Raw genomic sequence first — 21,556 nt, forward strand, 5'->3', positions numbered from 1 at the left:
GCCCTGCTGTGCGGCCGGGGCGGCCGGCTGCGCGGCCGGCGCCTCCGCCGGCTTCGCGGGCGGCGCCGCGGGCGCGGCCTGCTGCGCGATCGCCGGGGTGGCGAACAGGAGCGGGAGCAGGCCCTGCTGTGCGGCCGGGGCGGCCGGCTGCGCGGCCGGCGCCTCCGCCGGCTTCGCGGGCGGCGCCGCGGGCGCGGCCTGCTGCGCGATCGCCGGGGTGGCGAACAGGAGCGGGAGCAGCGCCACGCCGGCGCGGAAGGTCGAAAGATTCATTCCAGGACGCGTCCGTATGATGTCTCCAGGCGGGTCAGTCTCGAGCCTTTCCCGCAGGGCGGGCCACACTCGTCCAGAGGGGCGCGGCTTGTCAATCCGCCAGAACGCAGCGCAGCGGCTGGAGCCCGGCTCTTACCAGCGCAGATAGAGGGCCAGGAACATATAGGCGGCGAAGACCAGCAGCAGCACGCCGGCGACGCGGTCGATCCACAGGAGCGTCCGCGGCGTCAACCGGCCGCCGGTGGTGGCGACGATGAAGCTCAGCGTCGTGAACCAGGAGGCGGAGCCGCACAGCACCCCCGCCACCAGGATCAGGCCGGAGCCGATCGACAGCGTCTCGGCCAGCCCGACCGCGGTGAAGGCGGTGGCGAAGGTCAGGATCGTCATCGGGTTGCTGAGGGTCAGCAGGAAGGCGGTGATGACCGCCGTGATCTCGCTGCCCTCGGTCCGCCCGGTCTCCGGGTCGCGCTCGATATGGCCGGCATGCAGCAGGGTGCGCACGGCTAGCACGAACAGCACGGTGCCGCCGATCAGGTGCAGCGCATCCTTCAGCGTGATCAGCCAGTCGCTCAGCGCCACCATGCCGAAGGCCGCGATCAGGCCGAACACCCCATCCGCGAAGGCGGCGCCGATGCCGGTCAGGATGCCGAAGCGGGTTCCGTGGATCAGGGTCCGGCGGATGCACAGGACGCCGATCGGGCCGACCGGGGCGGCAATGGCGATACCGAGGGCGACGCCTTTGGCGAACAGGAAGGGATCGATCATCACGGATGGGGTGCCGTCGGCCTCGTGTCACAAACAGAGCGATCGCGAATGGTGGTTCGCCGGCCCTTCGATTAAACCAATGCGGGACTGAAACCAACGGGGGCGATTCGGATGGACGCGAAACTCCGCCTCGATGCCATCGGTCGCACCCTGGTGCTGGCGCTGCAGGAAAACGCCCGCGCCAGCTATGCCGAGCTGGGCCGGCTGGTCGGCCTGTCGCCCCCGGCGGTGGCCGAGCGGGTGAAGCGGCTGGAGGACCAGGGCGTCATCAAGGGCTTCCGGGCCGAGGTCGACCGCGGCCGGCTCGGCTACGGCATGTCCGCCTTCGTCCGCCTGCGCTGCCGGGCCGAGACCTTCCCCGCGGTCGAGGCCTTCGCGCGCACCGTCACCGAGGTGGTGGAATGCCATGAGGTCGCAGGAGAGGATGCCTATGTGTTCAAGGTGGTTGCCCGCTCGATCCAGCATCTCGACGAGATCCTGCTGCGCCTCGCCGCCTTCGGCGCCACCACCTCCTCGCTGATCCTGTCCTCGCCGGTCGCCGGCCGGGTGCTGCCGCCGGCGGGGGAGTAAGCCGCTGCCGGGCCTCACGCTTTCCTGTTGCGGTGCGGCGTGAACGGGACGCAATGTTGCGCCCATGGCCCAGCCGCCTCCGAAGGGACGATGTTCGACAAGATCCTGATCGCCAATCGCGGCGAGATCGCCTGCCGCGTCATCCGCACCGCGCGGCGCATGGGCATCAAGACCGTGGCCGTGTATTCCGAGGCCGATGCTGACGCCGTGCATGTCCGCATGGCCGACGAGGCGGTGCCGATCGGCCCGGCTCCCTCGGCCCAGTCCTATCTGGTGATCGACCGCATCGTCGAGGCGTGCCGCGCCACCGGCGCCCAGGCGGTGCATCCCGGCTACGGCTTCCTGTCGGAGAATCCGCGCTTCTGCGCGGCGCTCGAGGCGGCGGGCATCGCCTTCATCGGCCCCGGCGTCCCGGCCATCGAGGCGATGGGCGACAAGATCGAATCGAAGAAGCTGGCCCAGGCGGCCGGCGTCTCGACCGTGCCCGGCCATCTGGCGCCGATCCTCGACGAGGACGAGGCGGTCGAGGTCGGCCGCCGCATCGGCTATCCGGTGATGATCAAGGCGTCGGCCGGTGGTGGCGGCAAGGGCATGCGCGTCGCCGCCAACGACGAGGAGGCGCGGGAGGGCTTCCGCTCCGCCCGCAACGAGGCGCGCTCGGCCTTCGGCGACGACCGCGTCTTCGCCGAGAAGTTCATCGAGGAGCCGCGGCACATCGAGATCCAGGTGCTGGCCGACAGCCACGGCAACACCGTCTATCTCGGCGAGCGCGAATGCTCGATCCAGCGCCGCCACCAGAAGGTGATCGAGGAGGCGCCGTCGCCCTTCCTGACCGAGGAGATGCGCCGGGCGATGGGTGCCGAGGCCTGCGCCCTGGCCCGCGCCGTCGGCTATCGCTCGGCCGGCACGGTCGAGTTCATCGTCGGCGCCGACCGGTCCTTCTATTTCCTGGAGATGAACACCCGGCTGCAGGTCGAGCATCCGGTGACCGAGGCGGTGACCGGGCTCGACCTGGTCGAGCTGATGATCCGCATCGCCGCCGGCGAGGAGCTGCCGTTCCGGCAGGAGGACATTCGGCTCGACGGCTGGGCGATCGAGGCCCGGGTCTATGCCGAGGACCCGCTGCGCGGCTTCCTGCCCTCGATTGGCCGGCTGACCCGCTACCGCGCACCGCAGGAGGGGGCGCAGGTCCGCGTCGACACCGGCGTCGACGAGGGCGGCGAGATCTCGATGCATTACGACCCGATGATCGCCAAGCTGATCGGCATCGGGACGAACCGGAACGCGGCCATCGCCTCGATCCGCAGCGCGCTGGACGGCTTCGTGATCCGCGGCGTCAACCACAACATCCCGTTCCTGGCGGCGCTGATGCATCATCCGCGCTTCGTCGAGGGCCGGCTGACCACCCGCTTCATCGCCGAGGAGTTCCCGGACGGCTTCCACGGCACCGCGCCCTCGGGCGAGGCCGCGGACCGGCTGGCGGCGCTCGGCGCCGCCCTGCTGCACCGCCAGGCCGTCCTGCGTGGGGCCCCGACGGGGGCGCGGGACTGGACGCTGCGCGCCGGCCGGCAGAACCGCCCGGTGACGGTGGCGGAGGATGCCGATGGCTGGCGGGTGACGCTCGACGGCCGGTCCTTCGCCATCCAGGGCCGGTGGCGTCCAGGCGAGCTGTTGTTCGACGGCGTGGTGGACGGCACCCGGCTGGTGGCGCAGATCGACCGCCGCCCGGTGGGGCTGCGCCTGACCCATGCCGGCGGCGAGGTCGACATGGCCCTGCTGTCGCCGCGCGCCGCGGCCCTGGCCGAGCTGATGCCGGTCAAGGCGCCGCCCGACATGTCGCGCTTCCTGCTGTCGCCGATGCCGGGGCTGCTGGTCTCGGTCGCGGTCGCCGCGGGCGAGCCGGTGCGGGCGGGGCAGGAGCTGGCGGTGGTCGAGGCGATGAAGATGGAGAATATCCTCAGGGCCGAGCGTGACGGCGTGGTCGAGGCCCTGCACGCCAAGCCGGGCGACAGCCTGGCGGTTGACCAGAAGATCCTGGAATTCGCAGCGGCCTGAGGGCCGGGAGAACGCGATGAACCGAGTCCTGCCTCTCATCCTGCCGGCGCTGATCCTGGCGGGCTGCGGCGATGGCCTGACCCCGCCGGACAATCCGGGCCCGCCGCCGCCGATCGCCTCGATCAAGGATGACGATTTGCATCCGCCGCCGGGCCCGACCGACCCGTTCATGATCCGGGTCGACGAGCGCGCGATGGGCGCCTGGGCCGATTACTGCACCCGGATCAAGGACATGGCCGGCCCGACCCGGCCGCCGAGCGCGGAGAAGACCCGGTTCGAAGGCGACCTGAAGAAGTGCGAGGAGATCTTCGCCCAATGAAGAGCGGCGGCGACGAGGCGGAGCTTCGCACCCGCTGGTTCGCCGACGTCATGGCCGGCCGCGGCGCCGGGGGGCGGGCCGATCCGACCGTGACCGTCGGCGACCACACCCAGGCGCTGCTGGTCGAGTTGGAGACGGTGTTCGGCGCCGGCGCCTGGGTCGCCACCGTGATCCTCTCCGTCGCGGTGATCGAGGCGCATCTGCGCGAGCAGGCGATGGCCTCCGGCCGCACGGTCGATCCCTATCTCAACGCCGGGACGCTGTTCGCCGAGGCGGGCCTGGACGAGCGCTTCGACACGCTGCGTCGGGCCCGCAACCGGGCGCTGCATGTCTCCGACCCGCCGACGCTGACGGTCGACATGCATTGGTTCGAGGCCGAGCGGCTGGAGGCGGAGGCGCGCTTCGCCATCCGCCTGGTCGCCGCCGCGCTCTACGGCAACGCGCTGCCGGAGGAACCGGAGGGCGAGGCATGAACGGGGAGCGCAAGGCGCTGTCGCTGCGCATCACCGGCCGGGTCCAGGGCGTCGGCTACCGCGCCTGGCTGGCCGGCCAGGCCGGGGCGGCCGGGCTCGACGGCTGGGTGCGCAACCGCCGCGACGGCTCGGTCGAGGCGCTGCTGTCCGGCCCGGCCGAGGCGGTCGACCGGGTCGTCGCCGCCTGCCGCCGCGGGCCGGGCGTGGCGCTGGTCGACCGGATCCAGGTGACGGAGGCGGAGCCGCCCGACCATCCCGGCTTCGCCCAGTGGCCGACCTTATGAGCGGCGACCCCGCCCCACGGCTCGGCGTCGGCGCCTTCATCCGCGACGCGGAAGGCCGGCTGCTGCTGGTGCAGCGGCGGCGTGAGCCCGAGGCCGGGCATTGGGGCCTGCCCGGCGGCAAGGTCGATTTCGGCGAGACGGTTGAGGCCGCGGTGCGGCGCGAGATCGAGGAGGAGCTCGGCGTCGAACTGCGGCTCGACGGGCTGCTGTGCCTGGTCGACCAGATCGACCGGGCCGCCGGCAGCCATTGGGTGGCGCCGGTGTACCTGGCCGCCATCGCCGCCGGCGAGCCGGTCAACCGCGAGCCGGCGGCCCTGGCCGCAATCGGCTGGTTCGCCACCGACGCCCTGCCGCAGCCGCTGACCCTGGCCACGCGGGTGGCGCTGGAGGCGGCGGGTTAAGTGCGAAGAAAGGGTGGAAGCGTCCCGCGTTGCCTCTCCCGCCCTGCGGGAGAGGCCTGAGGCGCTTGCGTGTCCGGGTGAGGGCTGGCACCGGCCTCGACAAACTCCCCTCACCCGGAGCGGCTGTCCTGCGGACCGCGACCGGGGAGCAAGGACCCCGGCGCAGAATGTGAATGCGATCCGTCCAGGGATGCCAAGCACTATTCTTCCGATTCGATTTCTATCGACGTTTCAGCTATAATTGTGGAATTCAGCGCTCCAGTAAGGATAGCCGATTTTAAGACTTATTTCTTAGGATCATAGTTTACAGGGGTGTTTCATGAAGAAGATGGTTCTTCCGCCGATTCTGGCGGCGTTGGTGGTGTGCTCCTGCTTCCCGCCCAAACCAGATCCGGCACTGGACAGCTGGCAATCCATGCTGTCGAGCTATGCCCGGCACTATGATGGGATTATGGGGGCGGCCGACCACCTGCGGGTGGTCCCGTCGCGGGGCTTCGAGTTCCCGGTCGGTACCGCGCTGCGGCCGGACAGCGCCAGTTCGATCACCAATGTCTGCGTGTGGACGCAAGCCATCCCCGAACTCGCGATGACGCCCACCCCGTCGATCACGACGGGGCGGAGGCTCGTGCTGAGCGCGAACCTGCCGGACGCGATCAAGGCCGCCCTTGGTGCCGTCCTCGACGTGTCCGCCTCGTTCTCCGGCGGCGGCACGACGGCGGTCTCCTTCCAGAACGAGAAGGGCTTCCTGCTGACCGAGCAGCAGATCGCCGCGATATTGCGCGAGCCGCACTGCGTCGAGGCGCTGTTCGGCACGTCGTTCCAGATCGTCAGGGGCTACATCTCGGCCCAGCAGATGTCTGAAAGCAAGGCCGGCATCGACGCCGAACTCGGCCTCACCGTCGAACAGGCCGGCCTGACCGTCAAGTACAACGACAACAAGGACTGGTCCGTGAAGGACACCAGCCCGCATCAATATTTCCTGGTTATCAGTTCCGTCACCGTTTCGTCGCGAAGCATTTCATCCGTATCCGGCTCCGTCCCGTCGGTGCTGTCGGGCCCGGATGATATGAATACAGGATTTTCACTGAGCAAGCCGACCGACGCCGAACTCTTGGGCGTCGGGCTGGCACCATAGCATCGGGAGATTTCCATGAAGGCGCTTCTGTTTGCTGCGCCCCTCCTTCTTCTGGCGCCCCACGCGACCGGTTGGGGCCACGAGATCACCAGAGAGGGCGTCCAGCAATTCCCGGTCGAGGCGGCCATCCAGGAGGTCCGTAGGACCGCCGCGGCCTATGCCGCCGCTGAATCGAGCGAGATCAGCATCGAGTTGGCGGAGGCGGTCCTGCAGGACGCGGTTCTGTGGCCGTCGCCCTACAAGATCGTGACCTGCTTCTGGAACGGCTCCGATGACCTCAGGGCCGCGGTCGCGAGGGTCGGGTCCGCCTGGAACGCGCCATCGGCGGCGTCGTTCGATTTCGGCCCGGCGCCCCATTTCAACGACTGCTCGGCGATCAGGGGCGACGTCCGCATCTCGCTGGATTCCACCACCCCCGGCATCTATGACAGCCTTCCGCAGGGCGCGAAGCGGGGCGGCTACTGGTCCCTGCTGGGGACCCTGTCGCGCGACGACCCGGCGAAGATCAGCCTGAACCTGCCTTCCATCAACGCGCATTACCTGGTCTGGAAGGTCAGCCCGACCTCGAACCCCGGAAAGGCGTTCATCTTCTACACGCTGCACGAACTGGGCCATGCCATCGGCTTCTCGCACGAGTTCCAGAAGACGGGATGCGAGGGCTGGTTCAACAAGGCGGCGTTCATGCAACAGTTCGGCTGGACCGAAGAGCAGTTCCAGACGAATTTCCAGATACTCCCGGAATCCGAGGCGATCATCTATCCGGAGCGGAAGCCGGACAAGGATTCCCAGATGAACTACAACCTTGATCCGAGTCTGTACATGGCAGACCAGCCCGGAATGCCCAATCCCTGCCGTCCCGACCACTTCATCGCCGGCCTTTCCGTGGGCGACGAGGACGGGCTGCGGCATGTCTACGGCGATCCGGTGAGGATCATCGCCAGCGTGGACCCGGCCGCCCCTGTCATGGCGGCTCCTGCCGAGGCGGCCCCTGGCGTCGCGGCCCCCGGCCTGCCGGCGCGTTCACCCAGCACTCCCGCGCAGGAACTGGACCGGTACATCCAGATGCGGAGCGTCGAATCCAATCTCGCCCTGACCCAACTGCGGTCCGCGCAGGACAGCATCGCCATGGTGTTCCGCGACCGGCCGGGGGCGAATGCCTTTTCCGTCCTGATCGACGGGCCGGCGGCGCGGGCGATGGTCGCCGAGGGCCCCTTCGGCCCGAACCTTCAGGCTTCGGTGCCGTGGCAGCGGATGGAGATGCCGCCGCAGGTCGTCGAGGCACCACCGGCATTCACGACGCTACCCGAGGTGATCTCCGAACTTTCCGTCAAGCAGGAGAAGCTGGAGGACTTCTCGCGCGCCGTCGAGAAGTTCCAGGCCCTCGTGAAGGCGCATCGACCGCAATGACGGCCAAGGGGGGGCCTCGCCACCCGCATGGCGCTGTAGGCGACGCAGTCGGCTTAGGCCGGCTCAGAACACGAAGCGCCGGGGGAACTGAGCCTTGACCCGGTCGAGGTGCTCCTTGGCGCAGCGCCGGATGTCGCCGGGGTCGCTCGCCATCCGGTCGGCAAGCCTGAAGGACAGGTCGCCCGTCGCGACGCATTCGACGAGCCGATCGATCAGTTCGCCGTCCTCCTGTGTCCCGTCGAGATGCGGCATCAGGCAGCGTTCCACCACGTCGAGGACGATCGACTCGTGCCAGGCATTGGCGACCCGGGCCATCCCCGCCTCCGCCATGCATGCCGCATAGCGCCGCCACATCTCCGGCACCGCCAGCGCCAGCCCCGGCTTGGCCACCGGGCCCAGCCGGACCTTCCCGCGATCCTGCATCACCAGCAATTCGATGAGGTCGGTCACCTCCGCTTCCGCTTCGGCCGGCATCCCCTCGGGCAGGGCGGCCTCGACCGCCGCCATCAGCGACCGGAAATCCAGCGTCCCAGGCCAGGCCGCCGTCAGCGCCGCGGCCGCTGCCTTGACCGACCGCTGGGGCAGGATCAGGGGACGGCTGCCCGCCGGGCCGTAGGGCCACGGCGCATCGTCCAGCACCGCGTCTCCCTGGGGCGGCAGGAAGGCGGCGACATGGAGCGCCCGCAGCCTCTCGCCATCGAGGCGGTAGGAGATGTCTCCGGCCCGATCGGCATGGACCAGAAGGGTCTGGCGGAAGGTCCGGTTGCTGACGAAGTCGAGATACTGCTCGAGCCGCACCTGGCTGTCGCCGCATTCCTGCAGCAGCGGAGCGGCGACGGAGGCGCCAAAATTGGCGACGAACATCGTCGACGGCTCCGCATCGCCGAGATAGGCCAGCCCGGCCTTCTCCGCGGCCGCGACGAAGTCTCCGAAATAGCAGGGCGAGTTGTAGAGCTCGAGGAATTCGTGCTGGAGATAGGATTCGTGGAAGGAGTTCAGGGCACCGCTCTGCTCCGCCACGATCCGGCCCATCAGGCTGTTGGGGTCGGCGACGCCGGCGAGGAAATCGATCATGCCCCGGGCATAGGCCAGCGGCCGGTCCTTCGATCCGGCATGGCGTCCGCGCAGGATCATGGCGTCGCGGATCACCTCCTTGGCCTTCCAGCCCGGATAGCAGTTGTAGCTGACATGCGCGACGCCGTCGGGGGCGAGGTTCTCGCGACAGACGCGGAGGATCGCCTCCTGCACGTCCGGCGGCACCCAGCTGTAGACGCCGTGGCAGATGATGTAGTCGAAGACCCCGAGCGTCGGGGCGATCTCGCCCAGGTCGCCCTGGTGCAGCTCGATGTTCTTCAGCCCGAGCTCCGCGGCGGCTCTCCGCCCCGCGGCGATCTGGACCGGCGACAGGTCGATGCCGACCACATGGCTCTCCGGGTAGCGGAGCGCCAGCGGCAGGATGTTGCCGCCGGACGCGCAGCCCAGCTCCAGCACCCGGCTGGTCGCGACCCTCGGGGCCGAAAGGCCGAAGAGATGCGCGACCGTCTCGAGATGGTCCGGGGACGTGGCCGGAAAGGAATGGGAGTCGTAGGGGACCGTATCGTAGGCGTCCCGGATCTGATCGATATCGATGATGTCGGACATGCGCGCTCCGTCGGCTCGAAAAATGGCCGGCTCTCGCCGGGCAGACTCAGGCTGGCAGCCGTTTCGGTGGCCGTCCGAAAGGACGGTCGCCCTCAAATGACTCCATCCTATCAGCGGGGCGGAGATCTTTCCTAGTCGGCAATGCGCCTGTGGACGACAGGTTCGTCGGAATGTTTCCCCCGCCGGTTCAGGCCGCGGCGGCCGCCCGTTCCAGGAAGTCGTCCGGCCCGTCGACCTCGACCAGCCGGCGATTGCGGATCTCCAGATAGCGGGTGCCGATGCCGCGCAGCATGCGGCGGTCATGGGTGACGAAGACGCAGGTCGTGTCGTCGCGCGACAGCAGGTCCTCCAGCCGCTCCCGCCCGGCGATGTCCAGGTGGTTGGTCGGTTCGTCCAGCAGGTAGATGTTGGGCTGGCGCAGCCGCAGCAGCAGGAAGGTGACGCGCAGCTGCTCGCCGTAGCTGAGATGGCCGATCGGCGTCGCCTGCTTCTCGATCGGGATGCCGATATTGTGCAGCTCGCGCACCAGCTCGGCGTCGCGCAGGGTCGAGGCCGCCTGCAGCGCCCGGTTCACCGGCATTTGCCGCGGCAGGTCGGACAGGTGCTGGTCGAGATAGCCGGGGCGCAGCTGCGGGTTGGCGGTGATCGACTGGCCCAGCGGCGCGTCGCCCGCCGCCGCCCGGGTGATCGCCGCCATCAGGTCGCGGATCAGGTGCGACTTGCCGGTGCCGTTCAGGCCCAGGAGGGCGATGCGGTCGCCACGGCGCACGAATTCCTGCTCGATGCGCAGCAGCTCGCGCCCGGTCTCGGTGCGCACGACATGGTCCTTCAGCCGCACCAGCGTGGCGCGCTGCACCTCGCCGGTGTCGAGGTTGATGTCCCGTCGCGCCTCGCGATGCGCCACTGTGGCCTCCGCCCGGCGCTGCTCGGCGCGGGACGCCACCGCCTTGGCGCGCCGGGCCATGTCCGGGTTGTGGCCTTTCAGGTTGGACCAGATCGCCAGCCGCTTCGCCGCGCGCTCCAGCCGCTCGACCTCCTTCTCGTCGCGCTCGGCCTGCTGCAGCGCCGCCAGATCCTCGCGGATCAGCTCCTGCCGCGCCTGGGAGAAGGAGGTGCCGTAGCTCCGCACCCGGTCGCCGCGCAGGATGATGGTGCGGTTGGTGACGCGGTCCAGGAACTCGCGGTCATGCGAGACCAGGATGAAGGGCAGGCGCAGATGCTCGGTCAGCCAGCGCTCCAGCCGCATCACCTTGCCGACATCGAGATGGTTGGTCGGCTCGTCCAGGATCAGCAGGTCCGGGTCGGCCAGCGTCGCCCGCGCCACCAGCAGCAGGCGCTGCCAGCCGCCGGACAGCTCGGCGACCGTCTGGGCGTGCCATTGATCCGGGGCGAGGCCCAGCTCGTCCAGCACCACATCGGCGCGCCAGGCCTGGTCGTCGCGTGCCGCCTCGGGCAGGGCCTGGACCATGGCCTCATGCAGCGTCAGCGGCAGGATCGCGGCCGGCACCGCCTGCGGCACATGGCCGATCAGCAGGCCGCGCCGGCGGGCGATGCGGCCGCGGTCCAGCTCGACCTCGCCCAGCAGGGCGTTGATCAGGGTCGACTTGCCGCTGCCATTGTCTCCGACCAGGCCGATCCGGTCGCCGGGGTGGACGGCGAAGCTGGCGTCCTGGAACAGGGCCCGGCCGCCGATCTTGAGGGTGATGGCTTCGGCCTGGAGGAGCATGATGGGACCCGGATTCGGCGATCGGACCGGGGAAGGTATCAGATGACCGATCGGAACAAGTCGAAAGATCGTGACCCGAAGGGCGCGGCCGACGAGGCCGGGCGCCGGGGCGAAGCGGAGCGCTGGAAGGAGGAGAACGCCGAGGCGATCCGGAGCCACAACGAGCGGGTCAAGCGGGAAGGGCTTATCCTAGCGAGGTACCGTCGCTTTCCGAAGTGACCTGGGCGGGCCTCGCCTGAGATCGAGGGGCCTTGTCATGCGCATCTCTTGTGCGCATATTATGCTTATGGCTTTGATCGAAGAGAAGCGCACGCCTCGCCGCGCGACCAATCTCAGCCTCTCGGCGGAGGCGACCCGTCGCGCCAGGGATTACGGTCTGAACATTTCCAGGATCGCCGAGGATGCGATCGTCGACGCGGTACGCCGGCATGAAGGCGAACTCTGGAAGCAAGAGAACGCCGAGGCGATCCGAAGCTACAATGAATGGGTGGCGGAAGAGGGCCTGCCCTTCGCGAAGTTCCGGCAGTTCTGATGCGCTTCGACGTCCATCGCGTCGCCGGATCCGATGTGACTCTCGCGCTGAAAGTTCAATCGGATTTCCACGACCATCTGGACACCTGTGTGGTCGTGCCGCTCATTCCTCTCGCTCGAACGAAGATGAAGCCGGCGCTACGGCTGCAGCCCGTGTTCAACGTTGCCGGTCAACCTTACATGCTTGCCACGCCTGCGCTGGCCTCGGTTCCTGTCGGCGATCTTGGTGATCGCGTCGGGTCCTTGGCCGACCAGCATTCGGTGATCGTCGACGCCCTGGACTTCCTGTTCCAGGGCTTCTGACTCACCCCTCGAACACCTCGTCCCAGGCCTCGCGCAGGGCCAGGTCGACATCGGCCATCGTCACCGGCAGGCCGAGATCGATCAGCGAGGTGACGCCGTACTGCGCCAGGCCGCAGGGCACGATGCCGGCGAAATGCGACAGGTCGGGGTCGACGTTCAGCGCCACGCCGTGAAAGGTCACCCAGTGCCGGATCCGCACGCCGATCGCGGCGATCTTCTTCTCGACGCCGTCGCGCTCGACCCAGATGCCGACCCGGCCCTCGCGCCGCTCGCCCTTCACCTGGAACCGCGCCAGGGTGCGGATCAGCCATTCCTCCAGGGAATGGACATAGGCGCGGACATCCGGGTTGCGCCGCTTCAGGTCGACCATGACATAGCCGACCCGCTGCCCCGGCCCGTGATAGGTGTACTGGCCGCCGCGGCCGGCGCGATAGACCGGGAAGCGGTCGGGCGCCAGCAGGTCGCCGGCCTGGGCGCTGGTGCCGGCGGTGTAGAGCGGCGGATGCTCCAAGAGCCATACCAGCTCCGGTGCGGTGCCGGCGCGAATCGCCTCGGCCCGGGCCTCCATCGCCGCCAGCGCCTCGGGGTAGGGCACGGCACCGTCGTCGATGCGCCAGTCAGGGCCGTGCGAAACGGCGGTTTCGAGGGGGGCGGCAGACGGAATCGCGATCATCTCATCGGGCTGCTTGATCGGGCGCATCCGATCTGCTAATCCCCCCGCACCTCGGAAGGCAAGGCCCCTCGTGGGCGTGCCTGCCGTGCGGTCGTGGCGGAATTGGTAGACGCGCAGCGTTGAGGTCGCTGTGGGCTAACCCCCGTGGAAGTTCGAGTCTTCTCGACCGCACCATTCTTCGCAAGGCCCGCCCTCACCGGCGGGCCTTTCGCGTTTCGGTCGCAGCAGCATCCCGTGCCGGCTCTTCCGCCCGGGCGGAACGCTGCCTATAACGGCTCGACCCGTAACGCTGTCCGGATCCCCTGATGTCCAGCGACCTGCGCGAAGCCGCCCTCGACTACCATCGTCTCCCGACGCCCGGAAAGATCGCGGTGGCACCGACCAAGCCGCTGGCGACGCAGCGCGACCTGGCGCTGGCCTATTCCCCCGGCGTGGCCGCGGCCTGCGAGGCGATCGTCGCCGACCCGCAGGAGGCCTCGCGCGTCACCAGCCGGGCCAACCTCGTCGCCGTGATCTCGAACGGCACCGCCGTGCTCGGCCTCGGCAATATCGGCCCGCTGGCGTCCAAGCCGGTGATGGAGGGCAAGGGCGTCCTGTTCAAGAAGTTCGCCGGCATCGACGTCTTCGACATCGAGGTCAACGAGACCGACCCGGACAAGCTGGTCGACATCATCGTGGCGCTGGAGCCGACCTTCGGCGGCATCAACCTCGAGGACATCAAGGCGCCGGAGTGCTTCGAGGTCGAATCCAAGGCTCGCGCCAGGATGAAAATCCCGGTCTTCCACGACGACCAGCACGGCACCGCCATCATCGTCGCCGCCGCCATCACCAACGGGCTGCGCGTCGTCGGCAAGGACCTGACATCGGTCAAGCTGGTCACCTCCGGCGCCGGCGCCGCGGCGCTGGCCTGCCTCGACCTGCTGGTCGACATGGGGCTGCCGATCGAGAACATCTGGGTCACTGACATCGCCGGCGTGGTCTGGGACGGCCGCAACGAGCTGATGGACCCGCGCAAGCAGCGCTACGCCCGCAAGACCGAGGCGCGGACCCTGGCCGAGGTGATCGGCGGCGCCGACATCTTCCTCGGCCTTTCGGCGCCGCGGGTGCTGACCGGCGAGATGGTCAAGAGCATGGCCGACCGGCCGATCATCATGGCGCTGGCCAACCCGACGCCGGAGATCATGCCGGAGGAGGTCAAGGCCATCCGCCCCGACGCGGTGATGGCCACCGGCCGGTCGGACTATCCGAACCAGGTCAACAACGTCCTGTGCTTCCCCTTCATCTTCCGCGGCGCGCTCGACGTCGGCGCCACCGCGATCAACGAGGCGATGAAGATCGCCGCGGTGCAGGCCATCGCCGACCTAGCGATGCAGGAGGGGTCGGACATCGTCGCCACCGCCTATGGCGACCAGCAGCTCAGCTTCGGCCCCGACTACCTGATCCCGAAGCCCTTCGACCCGCGGCTGATCATCAAGATCGCGCCGGCGGTGGCGAAGGCGGCGATGGAGTCCGGCGTCGCCACCCGGCCGATCGAGGATTTCGACGCCTATGTCGGCAAGCTGGAGGAGTTCGTCTTCCGCTCCGGCCTCGTCATGCGGCCGGTGTTCAACCTGGCGCGGGCGGAGCCCAAGCGCGTCGTCTACGCCGAGGGCGAGGACGAGCGGGTGCTGCGCGCGGTCCAGATCGTGCTGGACGACCAGCTGGCCAAGCCGATCCTGATCGGCCGCCGCGGCGTGGTCGAGCGCCGGATCGAGAAGCTGGGCCTGCGGGTCAAGCTCGACCGCGACGTCGAGCTGGTCGATCCCGAGGACGATCCCCGCTACACCGAATACTGGCGCCTGTACCACCAGCTGCTGGCCCGGCGCGGCGTCTCGCCCGACGTCGCCCGCACGGTGGTGCGCACCAACTCGACCGTGATCGCGGCGCTGATGGTGCAGAAGCAGGAAGCCGACGCCATGGTCTGCGGCAGCTACGGCCCGTACCGGCCGCATCTGCGCGACGTGCTCAGCGTCATCGGCCTGGCGCCGGGGGTGACCACCCCGGCCGCGCTCAGCGCTCTCGTGCTGCCGCGCGGCACCTTCTTCCTGGCCGACACCTACATCACCCCGGACCCGACGCCGGAGCAGATCGCCGAGACCACGCTGCTGGCGGCGGAGGAGGTCAAGCGCCTCGGCATCGTGCCGAAGGTGGCGCTGCTGTCGCATTCCAACTTCGGCACCATGGACGGCCCGTCGCCGGTGAAGATGCGCCACGCCCTGTCGCTGATCCGCGAGCAGGCGCCCGACCTCGAGGTCGAGGGCGAGATGCATGCCGACGCCGCGCTGTCGGAGGAGGTGCGCCAGCGCATCTTCCCGGACAGCAAGCTGACCGGCAGCGCCAACCTCTTGGTGCTGCCCTCGCTCGACGCCGCCAACATCGCCTTCAACATGCTGAAGGTGCTGGGCGAGGCGATCTCGATCGGCCCGATGCTGCTGGGCGTCGCCCGGCCGGCCCATATCGTCACCCCCTCGGTGACGGTGCGCGGCCTGGTCAACGTCACGGCGATCGCCACGGTCGACGCGCAGCTGGCGGGGGCGGTCTGCCCGATCGACGCCCATGCGCGGCAGGCGTCGCACGTGGCGCTCGAAGCCCTCTCGGTCTGAGGTGGTCACGGCGCCCGACCCGCAACCGGCGGACGCCCAGGAATACGGCCTGCCGCCCGGCTTCGTGCAGGAGATCGAGGAGGCGCTGGACGACCACCGCCTCGCCGAGGTGGAGGAGCGGCTGGCGCCGCTCCACTCCGCCGACCTGGCGGCGCTGCTCGAGGCGCTGCACCCGGACGACCGGCGCGTCGTCGTCGGGCTGATCCGGGTGCAGCTGACCACCGACGCCGAGGCGCTGGCCTGGCTGAACGAGGATGTCCGGCAGGAGGTGCTGGACCTGCTCGGGCCGCAGGACGTCGCCGCGGCGCTGCAGGAGCTCGATTCCGACGACGCGCTGGCCCTGATCGAGACCCTCGATGAGGGCGAGCGCGATGCGGTCCTGGCCAACATCCCGGCCGAGGAGCGGCGGCTCCTGCTCGAGGGCCTCGACTTCCCGGAATACTCCGCCGGCCGCCTGATGCAGCGCGAGCTGGTGTCGGTGCCGGACTACTGGACCGTCGGCAAGACCATCGACTGGCTGCGCACCGCCGAGGCGCTGCCGGACGAGTTCTACAGCCTGTTCCTGGTCGATGTGCACGGCAAGCCCAGCGGCCAGCTACCCCTGTCGCGCTTCCTGCGCGGCCGCCGGCCGGCGAAGCTGGCGGAGCTCGGGCTGGAGGACATCCATCCGATCCCGGCGGAGATGGACCAGGAGGAGGTGGCGCTGCTGTTCCGGCGCTACGGCATGGTCTCGGCACCGGTGGTCGACCGCGACGGCAAGCTGCTCGGCGTCATCACCCTGGACGACGTGGTCGACGTCATCGACGAGGAGGCGGAGGAGGACATCTTCCGCCTCGGCGGCATCGGCGAGCAGAGCGACCTGTATCGCGACGTCGCCGCGACCACGCGCTCGCGCTTCTCCTGGCTGTTCGTCAACCTGCTGACCGCGGTGCTGGCCTCGTCGGTGATCGGCCTGTTCGAGGAGACGATCAGCAAGGTGGTGGCGCTGGCGGTGCTGATGCCGATCGTCGCCTCGATGGGCGGCAATGCCGGCACCCAGACCCTGACCGTGGCGGTGCGGGCGCTGGCGATGCGCGAGCTGACCGACAGCAACGCCGTCCGCATCCTGTGGAAGGAGGTGCTGGTCGGCGTGATCAACGGCCTGCTGTTCGCGGCGATCGCGGGCGGGGTGGTGTGGCTGTGGTTCTCGGATCCGCGCCTGGCGGTGGTGATCGGCGCGGCCATGATCATCAACCTGCTGGCCGCCGCCTTCTCGGGGACTGTGATCCCGCTGGCGCTGCAGCGCTTCGGGGTTGATCCGGCGGTGTCCAGCGGCGTGTTCCTGACCACCGTCACCGACGTGGTCGGCTTCTTCGCCTTTCTCGGCCTGGCCGCCTTGATCCTGCTCTGAACCGTCGCCCCATCCCGCCGGACCGCGGGATGGGGGTCGATCCATCCGCCTCAGGCGGTGCCGACGGTGCCGGTGCTGCCGGCGATGCTGACGCCCTTGGCCTCGCGCGCGGCCTTGATCACGTTGTTGGCGATGTTGACCGCCGGGATGGTGAGATTCTGGCCGCCCGGCACGCCCCGGGTCAGGTGCTCGACGAGCTCCTTGACCTTCTCCTCACTGATGGTCTCGACGCCCGGCAGCAGCGCGATCAGCGCGGCCAGGCCGACCACCTGGCCGAAGCGCAGGTCGCTCGCCACCGCCAGCTTCTTCAATGCGTCGCGCAGATCGGCTTCGCTAATGCCAGTGGATTCCACGTTCAAAATGCCCTCCCTCACCGGATCCGGGGCTACTGCTCAAGTGCAGTGCATATCCCGTCATGAATACCCAGGGTTGTACGAGGCGATCGCGCCCGGTGTCCAGCCGTTCTCGCCGAGCCTTGAGTTGACCCTGGTGGAGGAGTCTACCCCGCCGGGGCCGGCAATGCGACCGTCCCATGACAACCGGGCCGAGGCGCCACGGCGGTCCGGCAAGATCAGCGGCAGTCGCCGCCTCCACCCGGCTGGGATTCCATTCGCCCATTGCTGATTCGCTCAAAGACCCCGGGGAATTTGTGTCACATTTTCGACATGCTGCAAGAACAGCGGGAAGCAAAGCCGGCCGCCGTGACGGGCGGTGGTGCCTCGGGCCCGGCATTTTGCCACCGGTCTCAGGACCGAGGCTGCGTCCCAAGCCCGCTGCCGAACGAGTCGCGGAGGGCCCTTCCGACATCCCCGGAACTCTGTCGGATCAAGGACATATTACGCGCAGCAAACGGGCGTGCATGAAGCGCATTCAGAAATAAAATTATACTAACAAAGTAATAATGTGACTTATATCGAGAAATGAAAGAACTAGCTTGGCTGACAGAATTTATCCGGAGTCAATTTCATCCGTCTATTTCGTCTTTGAAAAGTAAAAAACGGGAATTTCCATGGACAGCCCTATCGTTTTTTGCCTGAATGCCGGCTGGCTAGCCCTGTGGGCGGCGGCCGGGCTGTCGGCTTGGCAAGAGTTTTTGGAGGAGGAAAACAATGGGTCTTCTTGACGGCCTGCTCGGAGATGACGGACTGCTCGGCGGCTTGCTGGGCAATGACGGTCTCCTCGGCGGCCTGCTGGGCAGCGACGGCCTTCTCGGCGGTCTGCTCGGAAACGATGGTCTGCTCGGGAATCTTCTCAGCGAAGATCTCCTCAGCGGCGTGATCGGCACGGTGAAGAGCGTCCTGGGCTCCCTGGACGGCCTGATCCTGGGCTCCTCCGAGGGCGAAGGGCTCCTCGGCGGCGTCTTGGGACTGGTCGACGGGCTGCTCAACGGCCTGCTCGGCGGCGCGCTCGGCAGTGACCTGACCGGCGGCCTGCTCGGCGGGGTCGAGGATCTCCTCGGCAACATCCTGCATGGCGACCTGCTGGGCGGCGTCCTCGGCGGCGTGCTCGACACGGTCAGCGGCCTGCTGGGCGGCATCCTCGACGGCGACCTGCTGGGCGGCGTCCTCGGCGGCAACGCCGGCGGCATCCTCGGCGGCCTGCTCGAGACGGTCGACGGCCTGCTCGGCGGCATCCTGGGCGGCAGCGATCTGCTCGGCGGCCTGCTGGACGGCGGCCTGCTCGGCGGCGTGCTCGACACCGTCGGCGACCTGCTGAACGGCGTCCTTGGCGGCGACCTGCTGGGTGGCGACCTGCTCGGCGGCCTGCTGGGCGGCGACCTGCTCGACGGCCTGCTGGGCAGTGTGAACGACCTGCTGGGCGGCTTGCTCGGCGGCGACCTGCTGGGCGGCGACCTGCTGGGCGGCGTGCTCGACCTGGTCCAGGGCCTGCTGGGTGGCGTCCTGGGCGGCGGCGACGTGCTGGGCGGCGCGCTGGGCGGCATCACCGGCGGCGGCGACCTGCTGGGCGGTCTGCTCGGCGCGGTCGAGGGCATCGTCGGCGGCCTGCTGGGCGGCGACCTGCTCGGCGGCGACCTGCTGGGCGGCCTGCTCGGCTCGGTCGGCGACCTGCTGAACGGCCTGCTGGGCGGCGACCTGCTGGGCGGCATCGGCGGCGGCCTGCTGGACGGCGACCTGCTGGGCGGCCTGCTCGGCACCGTCACCGGTCTGCTGAACGGCGTCCTCGGCGGCGACCTGCTGGGTGGCGATCTGCTGGGCAGCCTCACCGGCGTGCTGGGCGACCTGCTGGGCGGCATCACCGGCGGCGGCGACCTGCTGGGCGGCGTCCTGAGCACGGTCGAAGGCCTGCTGGGCGGCTTGCTCGGCGGCGACCTGCTGGGCGGCGACCTGCTCGGCGGCGTCCTCGGCACCGTCACCGGCCTGCTCGACGGCCTGCTGGGCGGCGACGTCCTCGGCGGCGGCCTGGGCGGCGTCGATCTCGGCAATATCGGCGGCCTGGTCGAGGGCATCCTCGGCGGCGTCCTGTCGACGGTCGAGGGCGTGCTCGGCGGCCTGCTGGGCGGCGACGGCCTCGGCGGCATCCTGGACCTGCATGGCGTGCTGGGCAGCCTGCTCGGCGGCGGCAACACCCTCGAGGCGGCGCTGGACACCATCCTGTCCTCGCTGGGTGACGCGGTCACCAGCATCGACGTCGGCGGCCTGTCGCATGTCGGCCCGCTCAGCGTCGTGACCGGCCTGCTGGGCTCGGTGCTGAACGTCGTCGGCCTCGGCGCCAACTCGCTGGCCAACATCGTCGGCGACACCGTCGGCTCGGCCGATCATCTGAACGGCACGGCCAATGCCGATCACCTGAACGGCTATCTCGGCAACGACGTGGTCCACGGCGCCGCTGGCGACGACCGGATCGACGGCGGCACGGGCGCCGACACCCTCTACGGTGATGCCGGCAACGACACCATCACGGGTGGCCTCGGCAACGACGTGATCGTCGGTGGCGCGGGCGCCGATATCATGATCGGCGGCGCGGGCAACGACACCTACTACGTCGACAACACCGGTGATCGGACCCAGGAGCAGGCCGACGGCGGGATCGACTGGGTCGTCTCGACCAAGAGCTGGACCCTGGCCGACAACGTCGAGAACCTGATGCTGGCGGCCGGTTCGGGCTCGCTGGGCGTCGGCAACGCCGCCGCCAACACCATCTGGGGCAACGATACCGCCAACGGCCTCGCCGGCCTGGCCGGTAACGACATCCTCGACGGTAAGGCGGGCAACGACGTCCTCGACGGTGGTGCGGGCACCGACACCCTCACCGGCGGCGCGGGTGCCGACACCTTCCGGTTCCAGTCGATCGCCCATTCGGTGGTCGGCGCGGGCCGGGACGTGATCACCGACTTCAGCCACAGCCAGGGCGACAAGATCGACCTGCACTACATCGACGCCAACACCAAGGTCGCCGGTGATCAGGCCTTCACCTTCATCGGCGGGGCCAACTTCACCGGCGTCGCTGGTCAGCTGCACTTCCAGGGCGGGATCCTCAGCGGCGACGTCAATGGCGACGGCCATGCCGACTTCGAGGTCCAGGTCAAGGGCGCGGCCGCTCTGGTGATCGGCGACTTCGTGCTCTGATCGGCTTCGGCCGGTCGGGGGGATCGGCCCGGACGCTTGGCCCACGAGCGTCCGGGTCCCCGTTCCCTCCTTCCGCACAAGCCCCGCGATGCCTCGGCGTCGCGGGGCTTTTCTTTTGTTGCGCGCGCTGCGCTAGAGTGCCGGAAACATCGACACCGGGAGCGACGCCGCCATGATCCCCAACGCGCCGCAAGGCCTCGACTTCATGCTCGGCGACACCGCCGACATGCTGCGTGATTCGGTCCACGGCTTCGCCGCGGCAGAGATCGCGCCGCGCGCCGCCGACATCGACCGCGACAATCAGTTCCCGATGGATCTGTGGCGCAAGATGGGCGACCTCGGCGTCCTCGGCGTCACGGTCGACGAGGAGTATGGCGGCGCCGGGATGGGCTATCTCGAGCACATCGTGGCGATGGAGGAGATCTCCCGCGCCTCCGCCTCGGTCGGCCTGTCCTACGGCGCCCATTCCAATCTCTGCGTCAACCAGATCAAGCTGAACGGCACGGAAGAGCAGAAGCGCCGCTACCTGCCGAAGCTGATCGCGGGCGAGCATGTCGGGGCGCTGGCGATGTCCGAGCCCGGCGCCGGCTCCGACGTCGTCGGCATGAAGCTGAGGGCGGAGAAGAAGGGCGACCGCTACATCCTCAACGGCAACAAGATGTGGATCACCAACGGCCCCGACGCCGACACGCTGGTGGTCTATGCCAAGACCGATCCGGCGGCCGGGCCACGCGGCATCACCGCCTTCCTGGTCGAGAAGGGGTTCAAGGGCTTCTCCACTGCGCAGAAGCTCGACAAGCTCGGCATGCGCGGCTCCAACACCTGCGAGCTGGTGTTCCAGGATTGCGAGGTGCCGGAGGAGAATGTGCTCGGCCGGGTCGGCGAGGGCGTGCGCGTGCTGATGAGCGGCCTGGATTACGAGCGCACGGTGCTGGCGGCCGGGCCGCTCGGCATCATGCAGGCCTGCCTCGACATCGTCCTGCCCTATGTCCGCGACCGGCAGCAGTTCGGCCGGCCGATCGGCGAGTTCCAGCTGATGCAGGGCAAGGTGGCCGACATGTATGTCGCCCTCAACGCCAGCCGCGCCTATGTCTACGCCGTCGGCCAGGCCTGCGACCGCGGCCGGGTGACCCGGCAGGATTCGGCCGGCGCCATCCTCTACGCCGCCGAGAAGGCGACCTGGATGGCGCTGCAGGCGATCCAGGCGCTGGGCGGCAACGGCTACATCAACGACTTCGCCACCGGCCGCCTGCTGCGCGACGCCAAGCTGTACGAGATCGGCGCCGGCACCTCCGAGGTGCGCCGCATGCTGATCGGTCGCGAGGTGATCGGGCTCAGGGGCTGACGGCGGGCGTCGCGGTGCACCAGTGAGGGGGCGAGG

The 21,556-nt window shown here is 69.1% G+C and carries 21 protein-coding genes and 1 tRNA gene; 16 read left to right on the forward strand and 6 right to left on the reverse strand.

The genetic code is table 11. From position 1 onward, the window contains the following. Both BWR60_RS05995 and BWR60_RS06000 read right to left on the reverse strand, forming a co-directional pair. On the reverse strand, positions 1–273 hold a 273-nt coding region (locus BWR60_RS05995; protein WP_179221647.1), incomplete at its 3' end, for a hypothetical protein. 132 nt (positions 274–405) lie between these two features. Further along, positions 406–1,038, reverse strand: coding sequence for a LysE family translocator (locus BWR60_RS06000; protein ID WP_088150107.1), 633 nt, complete (start codon positions 1,036–1,038; stop codon positions 406–408). 111 nt (positions 1,039–1,149) lie between these two features. On the opposite strand from BWR60_RS06000, the gene BWR60_RS06005 reads away from it, so the two are divergent. From BWR60_RS06005 to BWR60_RS06040, 8 genes are all read left to right on the forward strand, one after another. Continuing rightward, positions 1,150–1,608 (forward strand): Lrp/AsnC family transcriptional regulator, encoded by a 459-nt coding sequence (locus BWR60_RS06005; protein ID WP_088150108.1) that lies wholly within the window; start codon positions 1,150–1,152, stop codon positions 1,606–1,608. A 90-nt stretch (positions 1,609–1,698) separates the two neighbouring features. Further along, the gene (locus BWR60_RS06010) at positions 1,699–3,663 is read left to right on the forward strand and encodes an acetyl-CoA carboxylase biotin carboxylase subunit (RefSeq protein WP_088150109.1); all 1,965 of its coding nucleotides are present in this window, start codon (positions 1,699–1,701) and stop codon (positions 3,661–3,663) included. Between the two features lie 16 nt (positions 3,664–3,679). Further along, positions 3,680–3,982 carry a hypothetical protein gene (locus BWR60_RS06015; RefSeq protein WP_088150110.1) on the forward strand — a complete coding sequence of 101 codons (303 nt, stop codon included), beginning with the start codon at positions 3,680–3,682 and terminating at the stop codon, positions 3,980–3,982. Further along, on the forward strand, positions 3,979–4,455 hold the full coding sequence (locus tag BWR60_RS06020; RefSeq protein WP_088150111.1) for a hypothetical protein: 477 nt from the start codon (positions 3,979–3,981) through the stop codon (positions 4,453–4,455). Before BWR60_RS06015 ends, BWR60_RS06020 begins: the two co-directional genes overlap by 4 nt. Then, positions 4,452–4,739 carry an acylphosphatase gene (locus tag BWR60_RS06025; protein ID WP_088150112.1) on the forward strand — a complete coding sequence of 96 codons (288 nt, stop codon included), beginning with the start codon at positions 4,452–4,454 and terminating at the stop codon, positions 4,737–4,739. Before BWR60_RS06020 ends, BWR60_RS06025 begins: the two co-directional genes overlap by 4 nt. Continuing rightward, positions 4,736–5,140, forward strand: a complete 405-nt coding sequence (locus tag BWR60_RS06030) for an NUDIX domain-containing protein (RefSeq protein WP_088150113.1) — start codon at positions 4,736–4,738, stop codon at positions 5,138–5,140. Before BWR60_RS06025 ends, BWR60_RS06030 begins: the two co-directional genes overlap by 4 nt. A 319-nt stretch (positions 5,141–5,459) precedes the next feature. After that, complete coding sequence (locus BWR60_RS06035) at positions 5,460–6,275, forward strand: hypothetical protein (protein ID WP_088150114.1); 816 nt, start codon at positions 5,460–5,462, stop codon at positions 6,273–6,275. Between the two features lie 15 nt (positions 6,276–6,290). Beyond that, positions 6,291–7,682, forward strand: a complete 1,392-nt coding sequence (locus BWR60_RS06040) for a hypothetical protein (protein WP_088150115.1) — start codon at positions 6,291–6,293, stop codon at positions 7,680–7,682. Between the two features lie 63 nt (positions 7,683–7,745). Here BWR60_RS06040 and BWR60_RS38610 read toward each other — a convergent pair whose 3' ends face one another. Further along, on the reverse strand, positions 7,746–9,323 hold the full coding sequence (locus tag BWR60_RS38610; RefSeq protein ID WP_179221648.1) for a methyltransferase regulatory domain-containing protein: 1,578 nt from the start codon (positions 9,321–9,323) through the stop codon (positions 7,746–7,748). Positions 9,324–9,510: 187 nt separating this feature from the next. Beyond that, a complete protein-coding gene (locus tag BWR60_RS06050) occupies positions 9,511–11,049 on the reverse strand; it encodes an ABC-F family ATP-binding cassette domain-containing protein (protein ID WP_088150117.1) in 1,539 nt (512 codons plus the stop codon). A gap of 42 nt (positions 11,050–11,091) precedes the next feature. Here BWR60_RS06050 and BWR60_RS06055 point away from each other — a divergent pair, with 42 nt between their 5' ends. The 3 genes from BWR60_RS06055 (at position 11,092) to BWR60_RS06065 (ending at position 11,883) form a co-directional block, all read left to right on the forward strand. Then, positions 11,092–11,268, forward strand: coding sequence for a type II toxin-antitoxin system CcdA family antitoxin (locus tag BWR60_RS06055; RefSeq protein WP_088150118.1), 177 nt, complete (start codon positions 11,092–11,094; stop codon positions 11,266–11,268). A 67-nt stretch (positions 11,269–11,335) separates the two neighbouring features. Continuing rightward, positions 11,336–11,581, forward strand: coding sequence for a type II toxin-antitoxin system CcdA family antitoxin (locus BWR60_RS06060; protein WP_218823366.1), 246 nt, complete (start codon positions 11,336–11,338; stop codon positions 11,579–11,581). Next, complete coding sequence (locus BWR60_RS06065; RefSeq protein ID WP_179221649.1) at positions 11,581–11,883, forward strand: CcdB family protein; 303 nt, start codon at positions 11,581–11,583, stop codon at positions 11,881–11,883. The genes BWR60_RS06060 and BWR60_RS06065 overlap by 1 nt, the downstream gene beginning before the upstream one ends. Before the next feature lies 1 nt (position 11,884). Here BWR60_RS06065 and lipB read toward each other — a convergent pair whose 3' ends face one another. Then, on the reverse strand, positions 11,885–12,556 hold the full coding sequence (lipB, locus tag BWR60_RS06070) for a lipoyl(octanoyl) transferase LipB (RefSeq protein ID WP_218823367.1): 672 nt from the start codon (positions 12,554–12,556) through the stop codon (positions 11,885–11,887). Positions 12,557–12,643: 87 nt separating this feature from the next. Here lipB and BWR60_RS06075 point away from each other — a divergent pair. From BWR60_RS06075 to mgtE, 3 genes are all read left to right on the forward strand, one after another. Then, positions 12,644–12,730: transfer RNA gene (locus BWR60_RS06075), tRNA-Leu, on the forward strand. Between the two features lie 131 nt (positions 12,731–12,861). Further along, positions 12,862–15,198, forward strand: a complete 2,337-nt coding sequence (locus BWR60_RS06080; RefSeq protein ID WP_088150122.1) for an NADP-dependent malic enzyme — start codon at positions 12,862–12,864, stop codon at positions 15,196–15,198. A gap of 1 nt (position 15,199) precedes the next feature. After that, positions 15,200–16,588, forward strand: a complete 1,389-nt coding sequence (mgtE, locus tag BWR60_RS06085) for a magnesium transporter (RefSeq protein WP_230982964.1) — start codon at positions 15,200–15,202, stop codon at positions 16,586–16,588. Positions 16,589–16,638: 50 nt separating this feature from the next. On the opposite strand, the gene BWR60_RS06090 is transcribed toward mgtE, so the two are convergent. Further along, positions 16,639–16,941, reverse strand: coding sequence for a hypothetical protein (locus BWR60_RS06090; RefSeq protein WP_144445529.1), 303 nt, complete (start codon positions 16,939–16,941; stop codon positions 16,639–16,641). A gap of 756 nt (positions 16,942–17,697) precedes the next feature. Between BWR60_RS06090 and BWR60_RS38615 the strand changes: the two genes are divergently transcribed. Both BWR60_RS38615 and BWR60_RS06100 read left to right on the forward strand, forming a co-directional pair. Then, a complete protein-coding gene (locus BWR60_RS38615) occupies positions 17,698–20,175 on the forward strand; it encodes a calcium-binding protein (RefSeq protein WP_179221650.1) in 2,478 nt (825 codons plus the stop codon). Between the two features lie 172 nt (positions 20,176–20,347). After that, positions 20,348–21,520 carry an isovaleryl-CoA dehydrogenase gene (locus tag BWR60_RS06100; RefSeq protein WP_088150125.1) on the forward strand — a complete coding sequence of 391 codons (1,173 nt, stop codon included), beginning with the start codon at positions 20,348–20,350 and terminating at the stop codon, positions 21,518–21,520. Positions 21,521–21,556: the final 36 nt, after the last annotated feature.

The sequence above is a fragment of the Inquilinus limosus genome, from assembly GCF_002195995.1.
GTDB classification, from domain to species: Bacteria; Pseudomonadota; Alphaproteobacteria; order DSM-16000; family Inquilinaceae; genus Inquilinus; species Inquilinus limosus_C.

Coding starts and splice junctions, on each gene's coding strand:
- BWR60_RS06000 (WP_088150107.1), bottom strand. CDS start 1,038: ATGATCGATCCCTTCCTGTTCGCCAAAGGCGTCGCCCTCGGTATCGCC.
- BWR60_RS06005 (WP_088150108.1), top strand. CDS start 1,150: ATGGACGCGAAACTCCGCCTCGATGCCATCGGTCGCACCCTGGTGCTG.
- BWR60_RS06010 (WP_088150109.1), top strand. CDS start 1,699: ATGTTCGACAAGATCCTGATCGCCAATCGCGGCGAGATCGCCTGCCGC.
- BWR60_RS06015 (WP_088150110.1), top strand. CDS start 3,680: ATGAACCGAGTCCTGCCTCTCATCCTGCCGGCGCTGATCCTGGCGGGC.
- BWR60_RS06020 (WP_088150111.1), top strand. CDS start 3,979: ATGAAGAGCGGCGGCGACGAGGCGGAGCTTCGCACCCGCTGGTTCGCC.
- BWR60_RS06025 (WP_088150112.1), top strand. CDS start 4,452: ATGAACGGGGAGCGCAAGGCGCTGTCGCTGCGCATCACCGGCCGGGTC.
- BWR60_RS06030 (WP_088150113.1), top strand. CDS start 4,736: ATGAGCGGCGACCCCGCCCCACGGCTCGGCGTCGGCGCCTTCATCCGC.
- BWR60_RS06035 (WP_088150114.1), top strand. CDS start 5,460: ATGAAGAAGATGGTTCTTCCGCCGATTCTGGCGGCGTTGGTGGTGTGC.
- BWR60_RS06040 (WP_088150115.1), top strand. CDS start 6,291: ATGAAGGCGCTTCTGTTTGCTGCGCCCCTCCTTCTTCTGGCGCCCCAC.
- BWR60_RS38610 (WP_179221648.1), bottom strand. CDS start 9,323: ATGTCCGACATCATCGATATCGATCAGATCCGGGACGCCTACGATACG.
- BWR60_RS06050 (WP_088150117.1), bottom strand. CDS start 11,049: ATGCTCCTCCAGGCCGAAGCCATCACCCTCAAGATCGGCGGCCGGGCC.
- BWR60_RS06055 (WP_088150118.1), top strand. CDS start 11,092: ATGACCGATCGGAACAAGTCGAAAGATCGTGACCCGAAGGGCGCGGCC.
- BWR60_RS06060 (WP_218823366.1), top strand. CDS start 11,336: ATGGCTTTGATCGAAGAGAAGCGCACGCCTCGCCGCGCGACCAATCTC.
- BWR60_RS06065 (WP_179221649.1), top strand. CDS start 11,581: ATGCGCTTCGACGTCCATCGCGTCGCCGGATCCGATGTGACTCTCGCG.
- lipB (WP_218823367.1), bottom strand. CDS start 12,556: ATGATCGCGATTCCGTCTGCCGCCCCCCTCGAAACCGCCGTTTCGCAC.
- BWR60_RS06080 (WP_088150122.1), top strand. CDS start 12,862: ATGTCCAGCGACCTGCGCGAAGCCGCCCTCGACTACCATCGTCTCCCG.
- BWR60_RS38615 (WP_179221650.1), top strand. CDS start 17,698: ATGGGTCTTCTTGACGGCCTGCTCGGAGATGACGGACTGCTCGGCGGC.
- BWR60_RS06100 (WP_088150125.1), top strand. CDS start 20,348: ATGATCCCCAACGCGCCGCAAGGCCTCGACTTCATGCTCGGCGACACC.